Genomic DNA, 16,425 nt, shown 5'->3' on the forward strand with positions numbered 1-16,425 from the left:
TAATAAAAAGAAATTATAGCCAGCTAAAATTCTGCGATTTATGGCGCATTTTCATCTAAATTTATGAAAAGATGAAATTCGCGGAGAAATTCTATGTTTAATTTACAAATGAAATCTCATAAAAAAACTTACACGAGCGAAAAAGCTTTTAATTAAATTTATAAACAAAATTTTACGGATGGATTTCACGTTAGAAAACCTTAGCGAAATTTACGATATTCTTAAAAGCAAACGGCGAAATTCTACGCAGATTTAGCGTCTAATTGCGAATTTAGCTAAGGGGCGAAATTTAGCTCCGCTGTTGCGCAGAAGCTTAAGCTCTTAAAATTTCGTAAGACTAAGCTAAGATGCAAACGTAGCAGTAATAGCCCTAGATCGGCATTACGCGGATGTTTGGGCTAAGGTTTTCTTGCAAAACATTTTCGATCGCGTATAATGTGCCGCTCGCACCGCTGGCGCAGCCGCTGCAAGCGCCTAGGTAGCGGATATAGATATCCGTTTTGCCGTCGTCTGCAGGCCTAATGTCGATGACGTCGAGATTGCCGCCGTCCATCTGAAGCATCGGGCGGATATCCTCGTCAAGCACCCCTTCGACCGCTTTAAATTTACCGATCAAATTTAACTGCTCAAAGCTCATCTCCGCTCCCGCTTTCACGTTATTAGCGGCACTCGCCTCGGCTTGAGCTTGAAGTCTCTCTCGCTCCATCTCCTCTCTGGTTTGCTTTAAAATATCGACCAGATAGTAATCCTTCTCCTCGTGTCCGCCCGGGCGCACGCAGGATTTACAAAACGCGCCCGCTTTGGTGTATTGCGTGATCTCTTCAACCGTATGAAGATCGTTTAGGCGGATCACCTCTTTGATCGTGCCGAGGCTTACGCGCGCGCAGTCGCACACGATGATCTCATCCTCGAAATGCGCGGGATCGACGCCCTTATAATTCGCTGCAGCCTGCTTGATGACATCGTATGCCATGACCGAGCAGTGCATCTTTTGCGGCGGTACGGCAGGTTCATCGGGATTATCGCGCATCGCGTGCTCTACGTCTAAATTTGTAATCTTTACCGCTTGATCGACGGTCTTTCCGATACAAAGCTCAGCCATCGTGTCCGAACTCGCAATCGCCGTGCCGCAGCCGAAGCTTTTAAATTTAGCGTCTAAAATTCTATCGGTTTTAGGATCTATTAGCCAATATAACCGCACCGCATCGCCGCAGCTCTCGGCGCCGAAGTCCGCGACCACGAGCTTGCCGCCCCTAGCCTTTGCTTCCTCCTCGGTGATCTCACCCATATAGCGAGGATTATTCATACGCTCCTGCACTTTTTGCGAGTATTGCTCCCAGATCGAGCCGTTTATCAAACTATTTTTTGCCATTTTTTATCCTTTATTTCTTCTCATAACCTTGCGGCGCATAAGCAAACGTGCTTGAAATGCCGCGCAGACGGGCGACGGCTTTGCCTATATGCTCGATCGCGTAATCGATCTCCGCCTCCGTCGTAAAGCGCGACAGCGAAAGCCTTAGCGCCGTATGCGCTAGCTCCTTATCCGCGCCGATCGCTTCCATGATTGGGTTATTTTCGAGCGCCTCGCTCGCACATGCAGAACCGGTAGAAGCGGCAATACCCGCTTTATTTAAATCCCACAGCATCGCCTCTCCCTCGACGCCTTGGATCGAGGCGAGGATGGTGTTTGGCACGCGGATGCTGCGATCACCCACGACGCTAACGTTTGGAATTTGCAAAAGCGCATCCTCCAGCTTATCGCGCAGCCTGCTTACCTGAGTGCGCTCAAAATCCATAAATTTATTCGCTAGCTCCAAAGCTTTACCTAGCCCCACTATTCCCGCGACATTTAGCGTGCCGCTGCGGCGTCCGCCCATGTGCTCGCCGCCGTGAAGCAGGCTCGTAAGCGGCTTGCTATCTTTGATATAAAGCGCGCCAACCCCCTTTGGAGCGTGAAATTTATGCCCGGAAAGGCTTAAAAAATCCACATCCGCATCGCGCACATTTACCTTTATCTTACCTACGGCCTGCACCGCGTCGGCATGATATAGCGCGCCATGCTCGTGTGCGATTTGTGCGATTTTTTTTACGGGGAAGATCGTGCCGGTTTCGTTATTTGCCCACATCACGCTAACAAGCGCAGTTTTGTCGTTGATCTTTTCGCTAAGCTCGTCAAGATCGATTAGTCCGTCTTTATCGACGCCCAGGCGAGTAATCTTTACGCCGCAAATTTTTTCTAAAAAAGCACAGGTCGCGCTGATTGCAGGGTGCTCGACGGAGCTTATGATGATATTATCCTTCTCGCCGGTTAGAATTTTATCGTAGTAAATTCCTTTTAAAACCCAGTTATTGCTCTCGGTCGCACAGCTCGTGATGACGATATCGTCCGCATCCGCAGCGCCAAGCCCCGCATAGAGCCTATCCATCGCGGCTCTTAGCGCGGGGTGGGTCTCGCTGCCGAAGCTGTGAAGGGAGTTTGGATTGCCGTATTTATCGCAAAAAAACGGCTTCATCTCCTCAAAAACTTCGGGATCGACCATCGTAGTGGCGTTATTATCCAAATAAACGCGCTGCATAAAATTCCTTTCTAAAATTTGTCTGAAATTTAATCAGACAATTTCGCTCTTTTATCAATTTCGCACGATAATATAACATAATTGCTAAATTTTTCTTTAACGCTTGCCGTTTTAAAAACCAAAAGTTTTCGGGGAGTTGATCAGATCGAAAAATTCCTTACGCGTGTCGTTTCGGCTGATAAAAAGCCCCCTAAGTGCCGACGTAGTCGTGGTCGAGTTGATCTTTTGCACGCCGCGCATTTCTATGCACATGTGCCGCGCTTGCAGCACCACGCCCACGCCGAGCGGATGGATCACCTCTTGGATAGCGCTTGCGATCTGCTCGGTAAGCTGCTCTTGGATCTGCAGCCTGCGCGCGAAAATATTTACCATACGCGGAATTTTACTAAGCCCCACGACCTTTTTATTCGGGATATACGCGACGTGCGCACGCCCTATAATCGGCAGCAGATGGTGCTCGCAGAGACTATAAAATTCTATATCTTTTATCAAAACCATCTCATTGTTGCTGCTCTCAAACAGCGCGTCGTTTAAAATTTCTTTTGGGTCCAGCTCGTAGCCACTAGTTAGAAACTCATAGGCTTTAGCTACGCGCTCGGGCGTCTTTACGAGTCCGTCGCGCTTCGGATCCTCGCCTAAAATTTCAAGCATCTGCGACACGCAGTTTTCAAATTTAGCTCGGCTTTTTTCGTCCATTTTTAGCAATTCCTTAAAGATCGATGCGCGATATTACTCAAAAACGCCTTTTATAACGCTGATAAATTTTAAAATTCCGCGCGAAATTTTATCAATCTCATTATGTTAATGATAATATATTTAAATTTAAGAAATTTTTGTTTAAAATCCGCCGTTTCGATAAGCCTTATCTAAAAGGAGTTCGGTAATGAAATTTAAGATGAGTTTTGGCGCGGCTTTGGCGCTTTTTTCCTTTGCTTGCGCCGAACAAAACGCCGCGGCAAGCTCCGCCTCGGGCGAAAACCTAGGCGATATCGAGGTCGTAGAATGGGCGAATAACGACGACGGTTACCGCGCCGTACGCAGCGAGATCGGCAAGACGACTAAGAGAATTTTAGAAATTCCGCAGACCGTAAACGTCGTAACGCAGCAGCATCTAAAGGACAAAAAGCCAGAGACCCTAGCCGAATCGCTGCAAAACGTAAGCGGCATAAGCTATGCAAATACGACGGGAAATATTTTCGATGCGATCATTAAGCGCGGCTTCGGCGAGGGTCGCGACGGCTCGATTATGCGCAACGGCGTGCCTGGCACCGTGATGCACAACTACAATAAAACTATTCAATCCGTCGAGGTTCTAAAAGGGCCCGCGAGCATGCTCTACGGCGCGCAGCAACCGGGCGGCGTCATAAACATGGTAACCAAAAAGCCGCAGTATGAGTTTATAAATGAAATTTGTGGCGGGCTAGGCAACCGCAACTATTGGGACGCGGGATTTGATACTACGGGACCGATTGCAGATAGCGGCTTTGCGTATAGATTTATATTCGATTACTACGCGAAGGATTATTGGCGAAATTTCGGCGGTATAAAAAACACGCTCTTTGCGCCGTCGCTTGCGTATCAAGAAGACGATTATTCGATAAACTTAGGCTATACCCATAGCCGCTCTACCGATCCTGTAGATCGCGGCGCATTTTTGGTGCCGAGTACGGGTAAAATTTACGGCAGCGGCAAAGTCCGCTTCGACGAGCCGGTAAATAAACTACAAAGCAAGCTCGATACGGTTGATTTCGGCTTTGAGAAGGAATTTAACGAGGATTGGATATTAAAAGGCGCCTATGCTTTCTCGCGCAGCAAGCACGAATACGGCTACGTCCGTCCGAACAATCCATTCACGCCCCAAGGCCTTACCGGCACGACGCGATCGTATAACTACTACGATAATTTCATACACCGCACGCACGCAGCAAGCATCACGCTAAACGGCAAATTTGAAACGGGTCCGCTTAAGCACGACGTCCTTTTCGGCACGGATTACAAAAACTACTACAGATACCGTCCGGGCGCGCTAAAAGGCACCGCAGGACGCATCAATATGCTTACCGGGCAGACCGCTTCGGGCGCCGTCTTAACGAACGATAGAGAGCCAAAAATACAATATCAAAAACTAAGAACGATCGGGCTTTACACGCAAGATAATATAAATTTAACCGACGAGCTAATACTTTCTTTGGGCGTGCGTAGGGAATTTTACGATCAAATAGCCAAACAAAGCTGGCAAGGACCGAACAACACCGATCAGAAAAAGGCCGCTACGACCTATCAGGGCGGGCTTTTGTACCTGTTAAGCCCGCAGTGGTCGGTATATACTAACTACGCGCAAAGCTTCACGCCGCCGATGTCCATAGGCGAGGCGATAGGCGGCGATCTAAAGCCGGAGGAAGGCAAATCCGTAGAGCTCGGCACTAAATTTCAAAACGATCGCGTCACTGCGGGCGCGGCGGTGTTTAATATCGATAAAAGAAACATCCTGCGAACGGTAAATAATATAAGCGAGACGATCGGTAAGGCTCGCTCGCGAGGATTTGAGCTCGATATAAACGGACGCGTGACGCAGGGGCTTAGCATGTCGGCAAGCTATGCATATACCAAAACGAGAGTGCGTGAGGACGATGGCGCTTTTGCGGTGCTAATCGGCAAACCGCTGGAAGCGACGCCGAAGCATCAAGCAAGCCTATTTGCCAACTACTATTTCGCACATCTAGGCGCAAAGGGGCTTAGGCTCGGCGGCGGCGCGCGATACTTCGGCTCGTGGTACACCTACTATATGCGCACGAACCTACCGAGCGTGCCCGCAGGAACGGCGTTTAAGCTGCCTCACGCCGTAGTTTATGACGCCTTCGTGAGCTACGATACTAAAATTTCGGGCTATGATACGAATTTTTCGTTCAACGTCAAAAATTTGACTGACAAAAAATACTATACCTCGTCCTCAACCGGCACAACCACGAGCGTGATACCTATTCAAATGGGCTACGCGCGGCAGTTTATGTTTAACATATCGGTAAAATTTTAACCTCAAGCCCGCTTTAAATTTTAAGGCAGGCTTTTAAAATTTTGAGATTTTGATAAATACAAACCGCTTAGGCTCGGCAAATTTTGGAAATTTATACTTTAAATAAGAAATTTTTTGATATATTACGAGCTATTTTTAAATTTTCTAAAGGAATTTTATGGAAGTAAAAGCAAAAATGAAAGACGCCGCGAATGCGGTCGCTGCGAGCAAGATCGAAGCAAAGCAGATCGCAGCCAAAGTAGAAGAGCTAGCCAAAAAGGCCTCCAAGCAGCTAAAAATCGACGGATTTAGACAGGGCAAAGTGCCTACCGCGGTGGTTTTGAAGCGATACGGCAAACAGCTTGAGGGCGATGCAAAGCAGGAACTTCTTAAAGATATGATCGATCAGTCTCTTAAAATTTTAAAGAAAAAACAGGAGGAAATTTTATCCGAGCCGGTCTTTTCTAAATTTGACGAAAAAGAAGGCGACATCGACGTTGAGATCGAAATTTCTTTCAGACCCGAGGTTAGCGTCGAGAGCTACGAGGAGCTGATCCCGAAATTTAGCAGTCCGCGCGTTACTCAAAAAGAGATCGACGAGAAAGTGGCGGAATTTTTGCAGATGATCGCGCCGCTTTCTAAAACCAACAAAAAAATTCTAGCCAAAGACGATTTTGCGAAATTCGACTTCGAAGGCTTCGTGGACGGCAAGCCATTCGACGGCGGCAAGGCGCAGGACTACGTCCTTCAGATCGGCTCAAATCAATTCATCCCTGGCTTTGAAGACGGTATGATCGGACTTAGAGTGGGCGAGGAGCGCGACGTGGCGGTTAAATTCCCGCAAGATTACGGCGCGAAAAGCTTAGCCGGCAAGGACGCGATTTTTAAAGTCAAGCTTCACGAAATTCAAGCTAAAAAACCTGCCAAAGAGCTCGGCGAAGAGGAGCTAAAGCAAGCGCTTCCGGGAGAAGCGGAGCCGAGCAAGGAGAAATTTGAAGCACGCATCAAAGAGCGCATCAAAAACGATAAGCTTCAAAAGTTAATAAATGAGGATCTAAAGCCTAAATTTGCCGACGCGCTCGCCGAGAAATTTAACTTCGCGCTTCCAAAAGCGATCGTCGAGCAAGAGATTAATTTGCAATTTAACAACGCCTGGAGCGGCTTTTCAAAAGAGCAGATCGAGGAATTTAAAAACAATAAAGACGCCCTGGATAAAAAGCGCGAAGAGTTTAGAAAGGCTGCCGAAAACAGCGTAAAACTTACCTTCTTAATCGACGAGCTAGCCAAAAAGCGCAAGATCGACGTGAGCGATCAGGAGCTCGTTCAGGCGGTCTATATGGAGGCCTACACCTACGGCGCCGATCCGAAGGAGCATCTAAATAGATACCGCAACAACGGTATGCTACCGGCCGTCAAAATGGCACTTATAGAGGAAAAGCTATTTAACGATATTTTCTCAAAGCAGGGCAAAAAAGAAGAGAAGGGCGAATAGATGGTGATTCCTTACGTTATCGAACAAACTAGTCGCGGAGAGCGCAGCTACGACATCTACTCGAGGCTGCTAAAAGACCGTATCGTAATGCTTAGCGGCGAGATCGACGACGCGGTGGCAAGCTCGATCGTCGCGCAGCTTCTGTTTTTGGAGGCGGAGGATCCGGATAAGGATATCTATCTATACATCAACTCCCCGGGCGGCGTAGTTACGAGCGGATTTAGCATTTATGACACGATGAATTACATCAAACCAGACGTGAGCACGATCTGTATCGGTCAAGCGGCGTCGATGGGGGCGTTTTTGCTAAGCTGCGGCGCCAAAGGCAAGCGCTACGCGCTTCCAAACTCGCGCATAATGATCCACCAGCCCCTCGGCGGCGCGCAGGGCCAAGCTACCGACATCGAGATCCAAGCCAAAGAAATTTTACGAATGAAAGAAATTTTAAATAACATCCTTTCGCAAAATTCCGGCAAAGATCTCGCGCAGGTCGAAAAGGACACCGATCGCGACTTTTTTATGAGCGCCGAGGATGCCGTGCAATACGGGCTGATCGATCAAGTACTTCAAAAGAGCTTTAAATAGATGATCCTGGATGTCCTTACCTATCCGAATAAAAAGCTTTATCAAAGATCTATGGAGGTCGTGAAATTCGACGCGGCGCTGGGCACGCTTTTAGACGATATGTATGAGACGATGATCGCAAAAAACGGCATAGGCCTTGCCGCCATCCAGGTAGGCAAGCCCGTGCGCGCTTTGATTATAAATTTAGCCAATGAGGAAAAGATCCAAGACAAAAACGACCTCATCGAGATCATCAATCCGCAAATTTTAAAAAAGGAAGGTGAGGTCGTTTACCAGGAGGGCTGCCTCTCGGTGCCGGGTTTTTATGAGGACGTCACGCGCGCCGAGTTTATCACAGTGCAGTTTCAAGACCGCGCCGGCAATACCCAGCAAATGGACGCTAGCGAGCTGCTAGCCGTCTGTATCCAGCACGAGATGGATCATCTCGACGGACATCTTTTCATCGAGCGCATCGGATACAATAAACGCAAAAAATTTGATAAAGAATTCAAAAAAAGCCTAAAAGAAAAATCGAAATGAAGTCCCTAAAATGCGCTGCCTTCACGGATGCATTGATCCCCGTAGAGGTCGAGTCGACATTCGTGCGTGGGCTGCCGGGATTTAATATCGTTGGCCTTGCGGGCGCTACGATAAAAGAGAGTGAAAGCCGCGTAAAAGCGGCGCTTGTGAGCTTAAATTTTAAATTTCCCGCCTCCAAAATCATCATAAATCTCTCCCCCTCCGACACGCCCAAAAACGGCTCGCACTTCGATCTTGCGATCGCGCTTCTCATCGCGCTGCAAAAAGAGCGCATCGACGGCGATTTCTTTGTCTTCGGCGAGCTCGGTTTAGACGGCAGTTTAAAGAGCACGGCGAGCCTCTTTTCGATTCTGCTTTTTTTAAGCACGAAGGTGAAGCGCGCTAAAATTTTGGTGCCGCAAAGCATCGCTCTAAAGGCCTGCACGATCCCAAACTACGACGTTTATGCCGTGGGTAGCCTAAGCGACGCGGTCAGATTTTTTTTAGACGAGGAGTTCGCCGCAAGCAGGCTCATGCGAGAAACCCATCCGCTTTTTAAAAACGTCGTGGAGATTGACGGGCAAATTTACGTCCCCAACCGCGATTTTTCGCTCGATTTCAAAGACGTCAAAGGGCAAAAGCGCGCCAAACGCGCGAGCCTGATCGCCGCATGCGGCATGCACAATATCCTATTTGAGGGCAGCCCCGGCTGTGGCAAAAGTATGTGCGCCAAGCGGATAGCCAGAATTCTGCCTCCGCAGAGCCTGGGCGAAGTGCTGCTCTCGTGCGCCTACGAGTCGCTAAATAACAAAGACGTCGATTTCAGCGCGCTGCGCCCCTTCCGCTCGCCGCACCACACCAGCACGCGCAGCTCGATTTTCGGCGGCGGCAGTAGCGGCGCAAAGATCGGCGAGGTCGCGCTCGCAAACGGTGGCGAGCTGTTTTTCGACGAGCTGCCGCACTTCGGCAAGCAAATTTTAGAAAGCCTGCGCGAGCCGCTGGAGGATAATAGAATTTTGATTTCGCGCGTAAATTCCAAAGTCGAATACCAAACGAAATTTATCTTCGTCGCGGCGCAAAATCCCTGCCCGTGCGGAAATCTATTCTCCAAAAACCTCACCTGCACCTGCTCGTTAAACGATATCAGGCGCTACAAAAACACGATCTCCGCGCCACTGCTCGATCGCATCGACATATACGTCGCGATGGACGAAACTGGCGCGGACGACAGAAGCGACGTTTGCAGCGAGGAGATGGCAGATGCGGTGCTGCGGGCGTTTCGCGCGCAAAAGGCTCGCGGACAGAGCGAGCTAAACGCAAAGCTGCGCGACGAGGATATCGAAAAATTTTGCGTCTGTGAAAGCGCTGCACGGGAGGTTTTGCAAACGGCGATCACCCGCTACGACCTTTCGCAACGCGGCGTAAATAAGACGCTAAAGCTTGCGCGCACGATCGCCGATCTAGCAGGCGCCGAGATCATCGCCAAGGCGCATATTTTGGAAGCTCTTAGCTTTCGAATAAGGAGCGAAATTTGAAAAAAATTTTCTTTAGCACCGAGGAGCTCGATGCGCGAGCAAGTGCGAAATTTGGACTTGGCGAGCAAATTTTAATGGAAAACGCCGCAGGCAGGATCGAGCGCGAGATCAGAAAGCGGCTCAAAAAGGGTTCGCACATTTTGGCGCTTTGCGGCGGCGGAAATAACGGCGCGGACGCGATGGCGGCGCTGCGAAAGCTAAGCGGCGATTTTAGCTGCACGGCGCTTTGCGTGCTTCAAAACAGAAGCGCGGCGGGCAAGTTTCAAGCGGATGCGGCGCGGGCTGCGGGTGTTAGGCTGATCGACATCGCAAGCGCAAAAGACGATTGTGGGCACGTAGAAGGCGCATCTAGCAAGGATGCTTGCGTGCATGAAAGCGCAGGGTACGGCGGCGAATGCGGCAGGCCGAGCGTCCTGCGCGATGAGATTACAAGCGCAGACTGCATAATCGACGGGGTTTTCGGCAGCGGTTTAAACAAAGCCTTAAGCTCTGAAATTTGTGAAATTTTATCTCTCGCAAATAGCGCAAAATCCCTAAAAATCGCAGTCGATATCCCAAGCGGCATCGATAAGAGCGGGCGCGTTTTAGGCGGTGCGTTTTGCGCGGATTTGACGATCGCGATGGGAGCGCTCAAGCTCGCGCTGTTTTCGGACGGCGCGAAAGATTATGTAGGGCAGATCAAGGTCGCAAATCTTGGAATTTCGCGCTCAAATTTTGAAAGGGGAAGCGAATATTTTCTACTTCAAAAAAGCGATCTGAAGCTGCCGCTACGCAGGAAGCAAAACACCAACAAGGGCGACTTCGGGCACACCTACGTCGTAAGCGGGCAGATGAGCGGAGCGGCGCAGATGGCGGCTCTGGCGGCGCACGCGATCGGCAGCGGGCTCGTTAGCGTCGTTAGCGAGGGGCCGTTAAATTTAAGCCCGATTTTGATGCAAAAAAGCTCATTCAATGCCGCGCGGGTGGTAGTCTGCGGCTGCGGCCTCGGAGAGCAAAAGATCGATCTTGCCGCGCTGCGGGACAAAAGCTGCGTCATCGACGCCGATCTGTGCTACGAGAGCGAAATTTTAAGCTTACTAAACGCCAATTCAAATTTAATCCTAACGCCCCATCCGAAGGAGTTTTGCTCGCTTTTAAAGATCGCAGGTATCGCAGATCTTAGCGTGAGCGAGCTGCAAGAGCGGCGTTTCGAGCTTGCGCGGGCGTGGAGCGAGAAATTTAGCGGTGTGCTCGTGCTAAAGGGCGCAAACACGCTCATCGCGCAAACGGGCATCATCTACGTCTGCGACAAAGGTAGCGCCGCGCTCGCAAAGGGCGGCAGCGGCGACGTGCTCGCAGGGCTCATCGGCGGGCTGCTCGCGCAAAACTACTCGCCTCTGCAAGCCTCGATCTGCGGCGTCCTAGCCCACGCACTCGCCGCGCGAGCCTTCGCCAAAAACTCCTACGCGCTAAATCCGCTCGATCTCATCGAGGAGGTAAAATGGTTGTGAAAAAGCTTGCCGTGCTTTTTAGCGGCGGTGGCTCAAATTTAGAGGCGATCTTGCAGAAGCTACACGGCAAAACTTTTGGGGGCACCAAGATCGAAGTCGTGCTAACGCTAAGCAACAAAGCTGACGCCGGCGGTATCGCAAAAGCCGCAAAATTCGGACTTAAAAGCGTGATCCTAAATCACAAAGACTTCGCTAGCCGCGAGGAATTCGACGCCGCGCTCGTACGCGAGATCGAAAAAAGCGGCGCGGAGCTTACGGTGCTTGCGGGCTTTATGCGAATTCTCACACCCGTTTTTACAAGCAGGGTTCGCGCGATAAACTTGCACCCGTCGCTACTGCCTCTTTTTAAGGGTGCGCACGCGATAAAAGAGAGTTTCGAGAGCGATATGAAGGTGGGCGGCGTGAGCGTGCACTGGGTCAGCGAGGAGCTTGACGGCGGCGCGATCATAGCTCAGCGCGCGTTTGAAAAGAGCGCAGGAATGAGCCTTGAAGCTTACGAGACCAAAATCCACGAGATCGAACATGAGCTATTGCCGCAGGTGATCGTAGAAATTTTGTGCCGAAGCTAAATTTAGCTCAGAATTTAAAGATCGAAATTCCGCGGATTTTGTAAATTTTAAATCTTAGTCCTTTGAATTTAGGGGTGAATTCGAAGCTAAGCTTTAAAATTTGCTAGCTAAATTTAGAAAGATAAAGATGACCGCAAACGAACTAGAAAAACTAAGACTTAGCATCCTGGATGAGGCGGAGCAGCGCAAAGGCATGGCGTTTTCGATAATAGTACTAGCGGTGCTAGCCTCGGCGTTGTGGCTATTTTTCAATTTTAGAGATCAAAATGCAGCAGTAGGCCTCTGCTGGATCATAGTGGTATTTAGCTGCGGCAGCATCTCTTTTAGAGTAGTGAATAAAGATGCAAATATAGTGCGCGTATTTATCTTTTGCACCTTGCTGTGGATGCTTGCCAAAGGCGTAGAAATGTGCGAGAATGATACCTTGCGCTTCGTCATCGCACTCGTAACCGTCTGCCTTTCTTTGTTTAATATCGCAGATGCCGCGCTGGAGCGGATCAAATATAATAGATCCAAAAAATTCGTCCGCGCCTTTAAACACCAATATATTGCGCCCTATATTGCAAGTCTAGGTTATCGCTACGAAATTTCAGGCTCGTTTCGGCCGGCGTATCTGCGCGCTAGCGGCCTATTTGTGGACGGCATAAGCTATTTTGATTGCGAAGATAAAATTTCCGGCGTTTATGACGGAGTATTTTTCAGCTTTGCGGATGTTTGCGTGACTCATACTGACGAACGACGTAGCAGCAGGGGGATCTTTTTCTATGCAGAATTTAAAAAGCGCGTAAACTCGGTGGCTGTGATCTTGCCTTCGCTCAGCGCGAGACCAACGCTTAGCGGACTTAAGAAGATCGCGATGGACGATAGCGAGTTTAGCTCCGCATTTAGCGTGTATAGCGCCGATGCGGTGTCTGCAATGTATGCCCTCACACCCGCCTTTATGCGGCGCTTGCTTCGCTTTAGAAGCAGTGCCGGCGGACCGATCAGTTTAAGCTTTTCGGGCAGAAAAGTCTATATTTTCATCCGCACGGGATACGATAGTTTCGAGCCTAGCGTGGATCACAGCGTATTTGGCTTTGATCCTGCGGCGTCTATCAAGCACGAGCTTCTATTTTTTCTGTCCATCGTAAAAAGTCTGAAATTAAACGAAAATATCTGGCAGGATTAAATTTTAAATTTGATCTTAAATCCGTAAATACAGAGGCTTTTCGCCGCCGCGAAATTTTGAAATTTAAAAGTACTATTCCCGGCTCGGCGCCGCTATGATTTAGAATTTTCGCGACAAGGTCTTATGTGTTTCGCTGCAGGGCTTATTGCATTTGCAGCGGAGAGCAAAGTTTGAAATCTATCACGATGAAACCCCATGCGATTTATAAATTTTTGCGGCCCGCATAGAGGAATTGAGCGAAGATGGATACTGATATGGCGATGATTGCACCGTACGCTTTCCATAATGGAGATTACCACGCTGCCTATCATCGTGCCGCAAACGCTACTTTTACCGTCGCGAACCCGCACCAAAAAAATTGAGTGCCATCGCGGCAATGATAGAAAAGATACCTTACTCATATTTTCATGTTTATTTCGCTATCCTAACGCTTTTAAAAATCGACGATTAAAAAGCTCATACAAAAAGCCGGCTACACATTTAATCTGCCTCCAAGCATTTTTAAGCAACAATACGAAAATCAAATTTTCGGAGTCTACAATGACGATTTACGAGTTAAAGCCCAAATTTCAAAATTTACTTCGTCCGTTAGTAAGACGTCTTTACGGCGCGGGCGTCAGCGCAAATCAAGTCACGATCGCAGCCTGCCTCATTTCCGTTCTGCTGGGCGGACTTCTGATAAAATTCGCCGAAGTTTCGACGCTATTTTTTCTGCTGCCCGCTTGGATGTTTTTGCGTATGGCGCTAAATGCCATCGACGGTATGCTAGCTCGCGAATTTAATCAAAAAAGTCCGCTAGGAGGCTATCTAAACGAAGCTACGGACGTCATCTCGGACGCCGCGCTGTATCTGCCGTTTGCTTTTATCGCACCTTTTGGCTGGGGCGTTATCACGTTCGTTATTTTTCTATCTTTTATGAGCGAATTCTTAGGCGTGCTAGGTCAGATCCACGGACGAGGTAGACGCTACGACGGACCTATGGGTAAAAGCGACCGCGCGTTTATATTCGGGCTTATCGGTACGGTATATGCGCTATTTGGGCGACTGCCAGAGTGGTTTAGCTGGGTGCTTTACGCCACGATATTTTTACTTGCGCTTACTTGTGTAAACCGCGTGAGGATGGGACTAAAAGGCGGGGAATAAGGAGCTTCGGACGAGGATAAATTTAATATCTATCTCCAAAATCGACGCAAGATAAATTCGCCTAAATTTGATATAATTGCAAAAGTTTTAAGCTCACCTCGACGCGGGCATGCAATAGTTATAAATTTGATCTTGTTTAAATTTACGAGATTTTTTGAGGCGAGGATAAAATATCACGGCGAATTTGTCCGCTTAATTTAGACGCTTTAAAAGACGCTAGGCGCGCAAAACGCGCTCGGTTAATTTCGAGCGTTTTATCAAAGTCGGTGAAATCAAAGGCAAGTAGCAAAAGCGGCAAATTGCAGGCGTTACTTAAAACCGTATCGGCTTTAATCGCCTCAAATTTATGTCTAAACGCTCGTTTTCGGCAAAGAGGGCGAGAAGCTTATTTGCCGCACGCAACCGTAAAATTGAGGGCGCCGCAAAAAGTGAATTTGAAAAGTAAAAGAGTAAAAAGGATACAGGGTGAAAGAGTTTTTAGCTGCAGTGCTTGATTTTATCCTTTGCCGTATCACGATATTTATCACGGGCGTACGGCCGCCGCAGGAGCTTTTAAATATCGGCGAGAGTACTAAAATTTACTACGCCAACCACGCTAGTCACGGCGATTTTTTGCTGATTTTCGTCTCGCTGCCATATCGCGTGAGAAAGCGCGTGCGTCCCGTCGCGGCGGCGGAGTATTGGGAGAGCGGGCCGGTGCGCAGGTTTCTTGCTAAAAACGTGTTTAACATGGTGCTAATAAGTCGCCGCAAAGATCCGCTGGAAGCGCTAGCGCAAATGAGAGACGCGCTGCAGACGCACTCTCTCATCATCTTTCCGGAAGGCACGCGCAAGATGGACGACGACCTTGCGTTGCAGCCGTTTAAAAGCGGGGTGTTTCGTTTAGCGCAGGAGTGCTCCTCCGTGCCTTTGGTGCCGATTTGGATCAAAAACGCGCGCAACGTCCTGCCTAAGGGCTTTATGATACCTATCCCGCTGCTTTGCGAGCTGATAGTGGGCGAGGAGATAATCTACGGCGGCGAGGGCAAGGGAGAGTTTTTACAAAAGGCGCAAGACGCGCTGCTAGCGATAAGCGATACGCAAAATGATAGAACGAAAGCCTAGCGAGGCGGCTTTGGCGAGAGCGGTAAATTTAAGCCCCGTAAATCCGCCACGCAAGAGATTTGCGACCGATTTTTACGGTAAATTTGACGGTGAGCCTTTTAAAACGGCGGCCAAAAACGTCAAATTTGAGCGCGAAACACAGGCTAAAACGCTCGCCACGCCGCAAGTCAAATTTGACCCAAACGCAAATTTAAACTGCGTAAAAAATTTAACCAATCAAACCGTCCGCACGGCAAACCAAACGCGCGCAAATTTTACTCGCTCGGAGCGCTCCGAAACAGACGTCAAATTTAGCTTCAAATTTAACCAAAAGGCACTAAAATGAACCCGCAAAATCATATCTTAAATCTATTTTTAGGACTCATCGCGGTGCTAGTCGTCTCTAGCGTCGTGGCTTTTATATTAAAGGCGAAATTCGGCGCCGAAAACAAAACCGTCTCAAATTTGACCTCGCGCATAAACGCCTGGTGGGCGATGATTTTGGTGATTTTTGCGTTTACTTATCTTGGCAAAAACGCCGTGATATTTTTGTTTTTGCTCGTATCTTTTGCCGCTTTGCGCGAGTTTTTGTCGCTCATCTACATCCGCAGAGGCGATCACATCGCGCTCGTGGTGTGCTTTTACGTGATTTTGCCCGCGCAGTATATTTTTATATATGCTGATTGGTACGCGATGGCGATGATATTTATCCCGGTTTACGGATTTTTATTTTTGCCGATTTTGGCGGCTATTTGCGGCGACGCGGCATATTTTTTAGAGCGCTCGACGAAGATCCAGTGGGCGCTGATGATCTGCGTGTTTTGTATCTCGCACATCCCGGCGCTTCTTTTGCTAGACCTTGAGAGTGGCAGCAGCATGGAGCTGATGCTGTTTTTGATCCTAGTCGTGCAATCTAGCGACGTGCTGCAGTACGTCTGGGGCAAGCTTTTCGGTAAACGCAAGATCGCTCCTAGCATCAGCCCGTCCAAAACGGTGGTCGGCTTTGTGGGAGGGGTTCTTAGCGCTAGCGCGCTGGCCGCGTGTCTGCATCATCTCACACCTTTTGGCGCGACGGGAGCGTTTTTTATCGGGCTTGCCGTTTGTATGATGGGCTTTTTAGGAGGGCTTGTTATGTCGGCGATCAAGCGCGATCTGGGCGTCAAAGACTGGGGATATATGATCAGTGGGCACGGCGGGATGCTTGACCGTATGGACTCGCTGTGCTTTGCGGCGCCGATATTTTTTCACATAGTTAGATATTTTTACGCGTGAG

Annotated in this window: 15 protein-coding genes; 12 read left to right on the plus strand and 3 right to left on the minus strand. The window is 48.9% G+C overall.

Annotated features, from left to right (window positions below):
• Positions 1 to 370: 370 nt before the first annotated feature.
• The 3 genes from Q0372_RS04800 to folE form a co-directional block, all read right to left on the minus strand.
• Positions 371 to 1,372, minus strand: coding sequence for an iron-sulfur cluster assembly scaffold protein (locus tag Q0372_RS04800; protein ID WP_298103231.1), 1,002 nt, complete (start codon positions 1,370 to 1,372; stop codon positions 371 to 373).
• 10 nt (positions 1,373 to 1,382) lie between these two features.
• Positions 1,383 to 2,576: a NifS family cysteine desulfurase gene (locus Q0372_RS04805; protein ID WP_298103234.1), complete on the minus strand. Its 1,194-nt coding sequence runs from the start codon at positions 2,574 to 2,576 to the stop codon at positions 1,383 to 1,385.
• 111 nt (positions 2,577 to 2,687) lie between these two features.
• Positions 2,688 to 3,272 carry a GTP cyclohydrolase I FolE gene (gene folE / locus Q0372_RS04810; RefSeq protein ID WP_298103237.1) on the minus strand — a complete coding sequence of 195 codons (585 nt, stop codon included), beginning with the start codon at positions 3,270 to 3,272 and terminating at the stop codon, positions 2,688 to 2,690.
• Positions 3,273 to 3,459: 187 nt separating this feature from the next.
• On the opposite strand from folE, the gene Q0372_RS04815 reads away from it, so the two are divergent.
• The 12 genes from Q0372_RS04815 (at position 3,460) to Q0372_RS04870 (ending at position 16,424) form a co-directional block, all read left to right on the plus strand.
• Complete coding sequence (locus tag Q0372_RS04815; protein WP_298103241.1) at positions 3,460 to 5,610, plus strand: TonB-dependent siderophore receptor; 2,151 nt, start codon at positions 3,460 to 3,462, stop codon at positions 5,608 to 5,610.
• Positions 5,611 to 5,767: 157 nt separating this feature from the next.
• A complete protein-coding gene (gene tig, locus Q0372_RS04820; protein ID WP_298103244.1) occupies positions 5,768 to 7,081 on the plus strand; it encodes a trigger factor in 1,314 nt (437 codons plus the stop codon).
• A complete protein-coding gene (gene clpP / locus Q0372_RS04825; protein ID WP_295150849.1) occupies positions 7,082 to 7,666 on the plus strand; it encodes an ATP-dependent Clp endopeptidase proteolytic subunit ClpP in 585 nt (194 codons plus the stop codon).
• The gene (def, locus tag Q0372_RS04830) at positions 7,667 to 8,185 is read left to right on the plus strand and encodes a peptide deformylase (protein WP_298103248.1); all 519 of its coding nucleotides are present in this window, start codon (positions 7,667 to 7,669) and stop codon (positions 8,183 to 8,185) included. It begins immediately after the preceding gene.
• Entirely contained in the window at positions 8,182 to 9,699 is a 1,518-nt protein-coding gene (locus Q0372_RS04835) for a YifB family Mg chelatase-like AAA ATPase (RefSeq protein WP_298103251.1), read from the plus strand. Before def ends, Q0372_RS04835 begins: the two co-directional genes overlap by 4 nt.
• On the plus strand, positions 9,696 to 11,189 hold the full coding sequence (locus Q0372_RS04840; RefSeq protein ID WP_298103254.1) for an NAD(P)H-hydrate dehydratase: 1,494 nt from the start codon (positions 9,696 to 9,698) through the stop codon (positions 11,187 to 11,189). Before Q0372_RS04835 ends, Q0372_RS04840 begins: the two co-directional genes overlap by 4 nt.
• Entirely contained in the window at positions 11,180 to 11,758 is a 579-nt protein-coding gene (gene purN, locus Q0372_RS04845) for a phosphoribosylglycinamide formyltransferase (protein WP_298103258.1), read from the plus strand. The genes Q0372_RS04840 and purN overlap by 10 nt, the downstream gene beginning before the upstream one ends.
• Before the next feature lie 127 nt (positions 11,759 to 11,885).
• Entirely contained in the window at positions 11,886 to 12,926 is a 1,041-nt protein-coding gene (locus tag Q0372_RS04850) for a DUF3137 domain-containing protein (RefSeq protein ID WP_298103263.1), read from the plus strand.
• 540 nt (positions 12,927 to 13,466) lie between these two features.
• Positions 13,467 to 14,069, plus strand: a complete 603-nt coding sequence (locus Q0372_RS04855) for a CDP-alcohol phosphatidyltransferase family protein (protein WP_297945667.1) — start codon at positions 13,467 to 13,469, stop codon at positions 14,067 to 14,069.
• A gap of 465 nt (positions 14,070 to 14,534) precedes the next feature.
• Positions 14,535 to 15,173, plus strand: a complete 639-nt coding sequence (locus Q0372_RS04860; protein WP_298103267.1) for a lysophospholipid acyltransferase family protein — start codon at positions 14,535 to 14,537, stop codon at positions 15,171 to 15,173.
• Complete coding sequence (locus Q0372_RS04865) at positions 15,154 to 15,498, plus strand: hypothetical protein (protein WP_298103270.1); 345 nt, start codon at positions 15,154 to 15,156, stop codon at positions 15,496 to 15,498. The genes Q0372_RS04860 and Q0372_RS04865 overlap by 20 nt, the downstream gene beginning before the upstream one ends.
• Positions 15,495 to 16,424 (plus strand): phosphatidate cytidylyltransferase, encoded by a 930-nt coding sequence (locus Q0372_RS04870; protein WP_298103274.1) that lies wholly within the window; start codon positions 15,495 to 15,497, stop codon positions 16,422 to 16,424. The genes Q0372_RS04865 and Q0372_RS04870 overlap by 4 nt, the downstream gene beginning before the upstream one ends.
• Position 16,425 lies beyond the last annotated feature (1 nt).

Origin of the sequence: uncultured Campylobacter sp. (assembly GCF_937997405.1) — a bacterium.
In the GTDB taxonomy this organism is placed as follows: Bacteria; Campylobacterota; Campylobacteria; order Campylobacterales; family Campylobacteraceae; genus Campylobacter_B.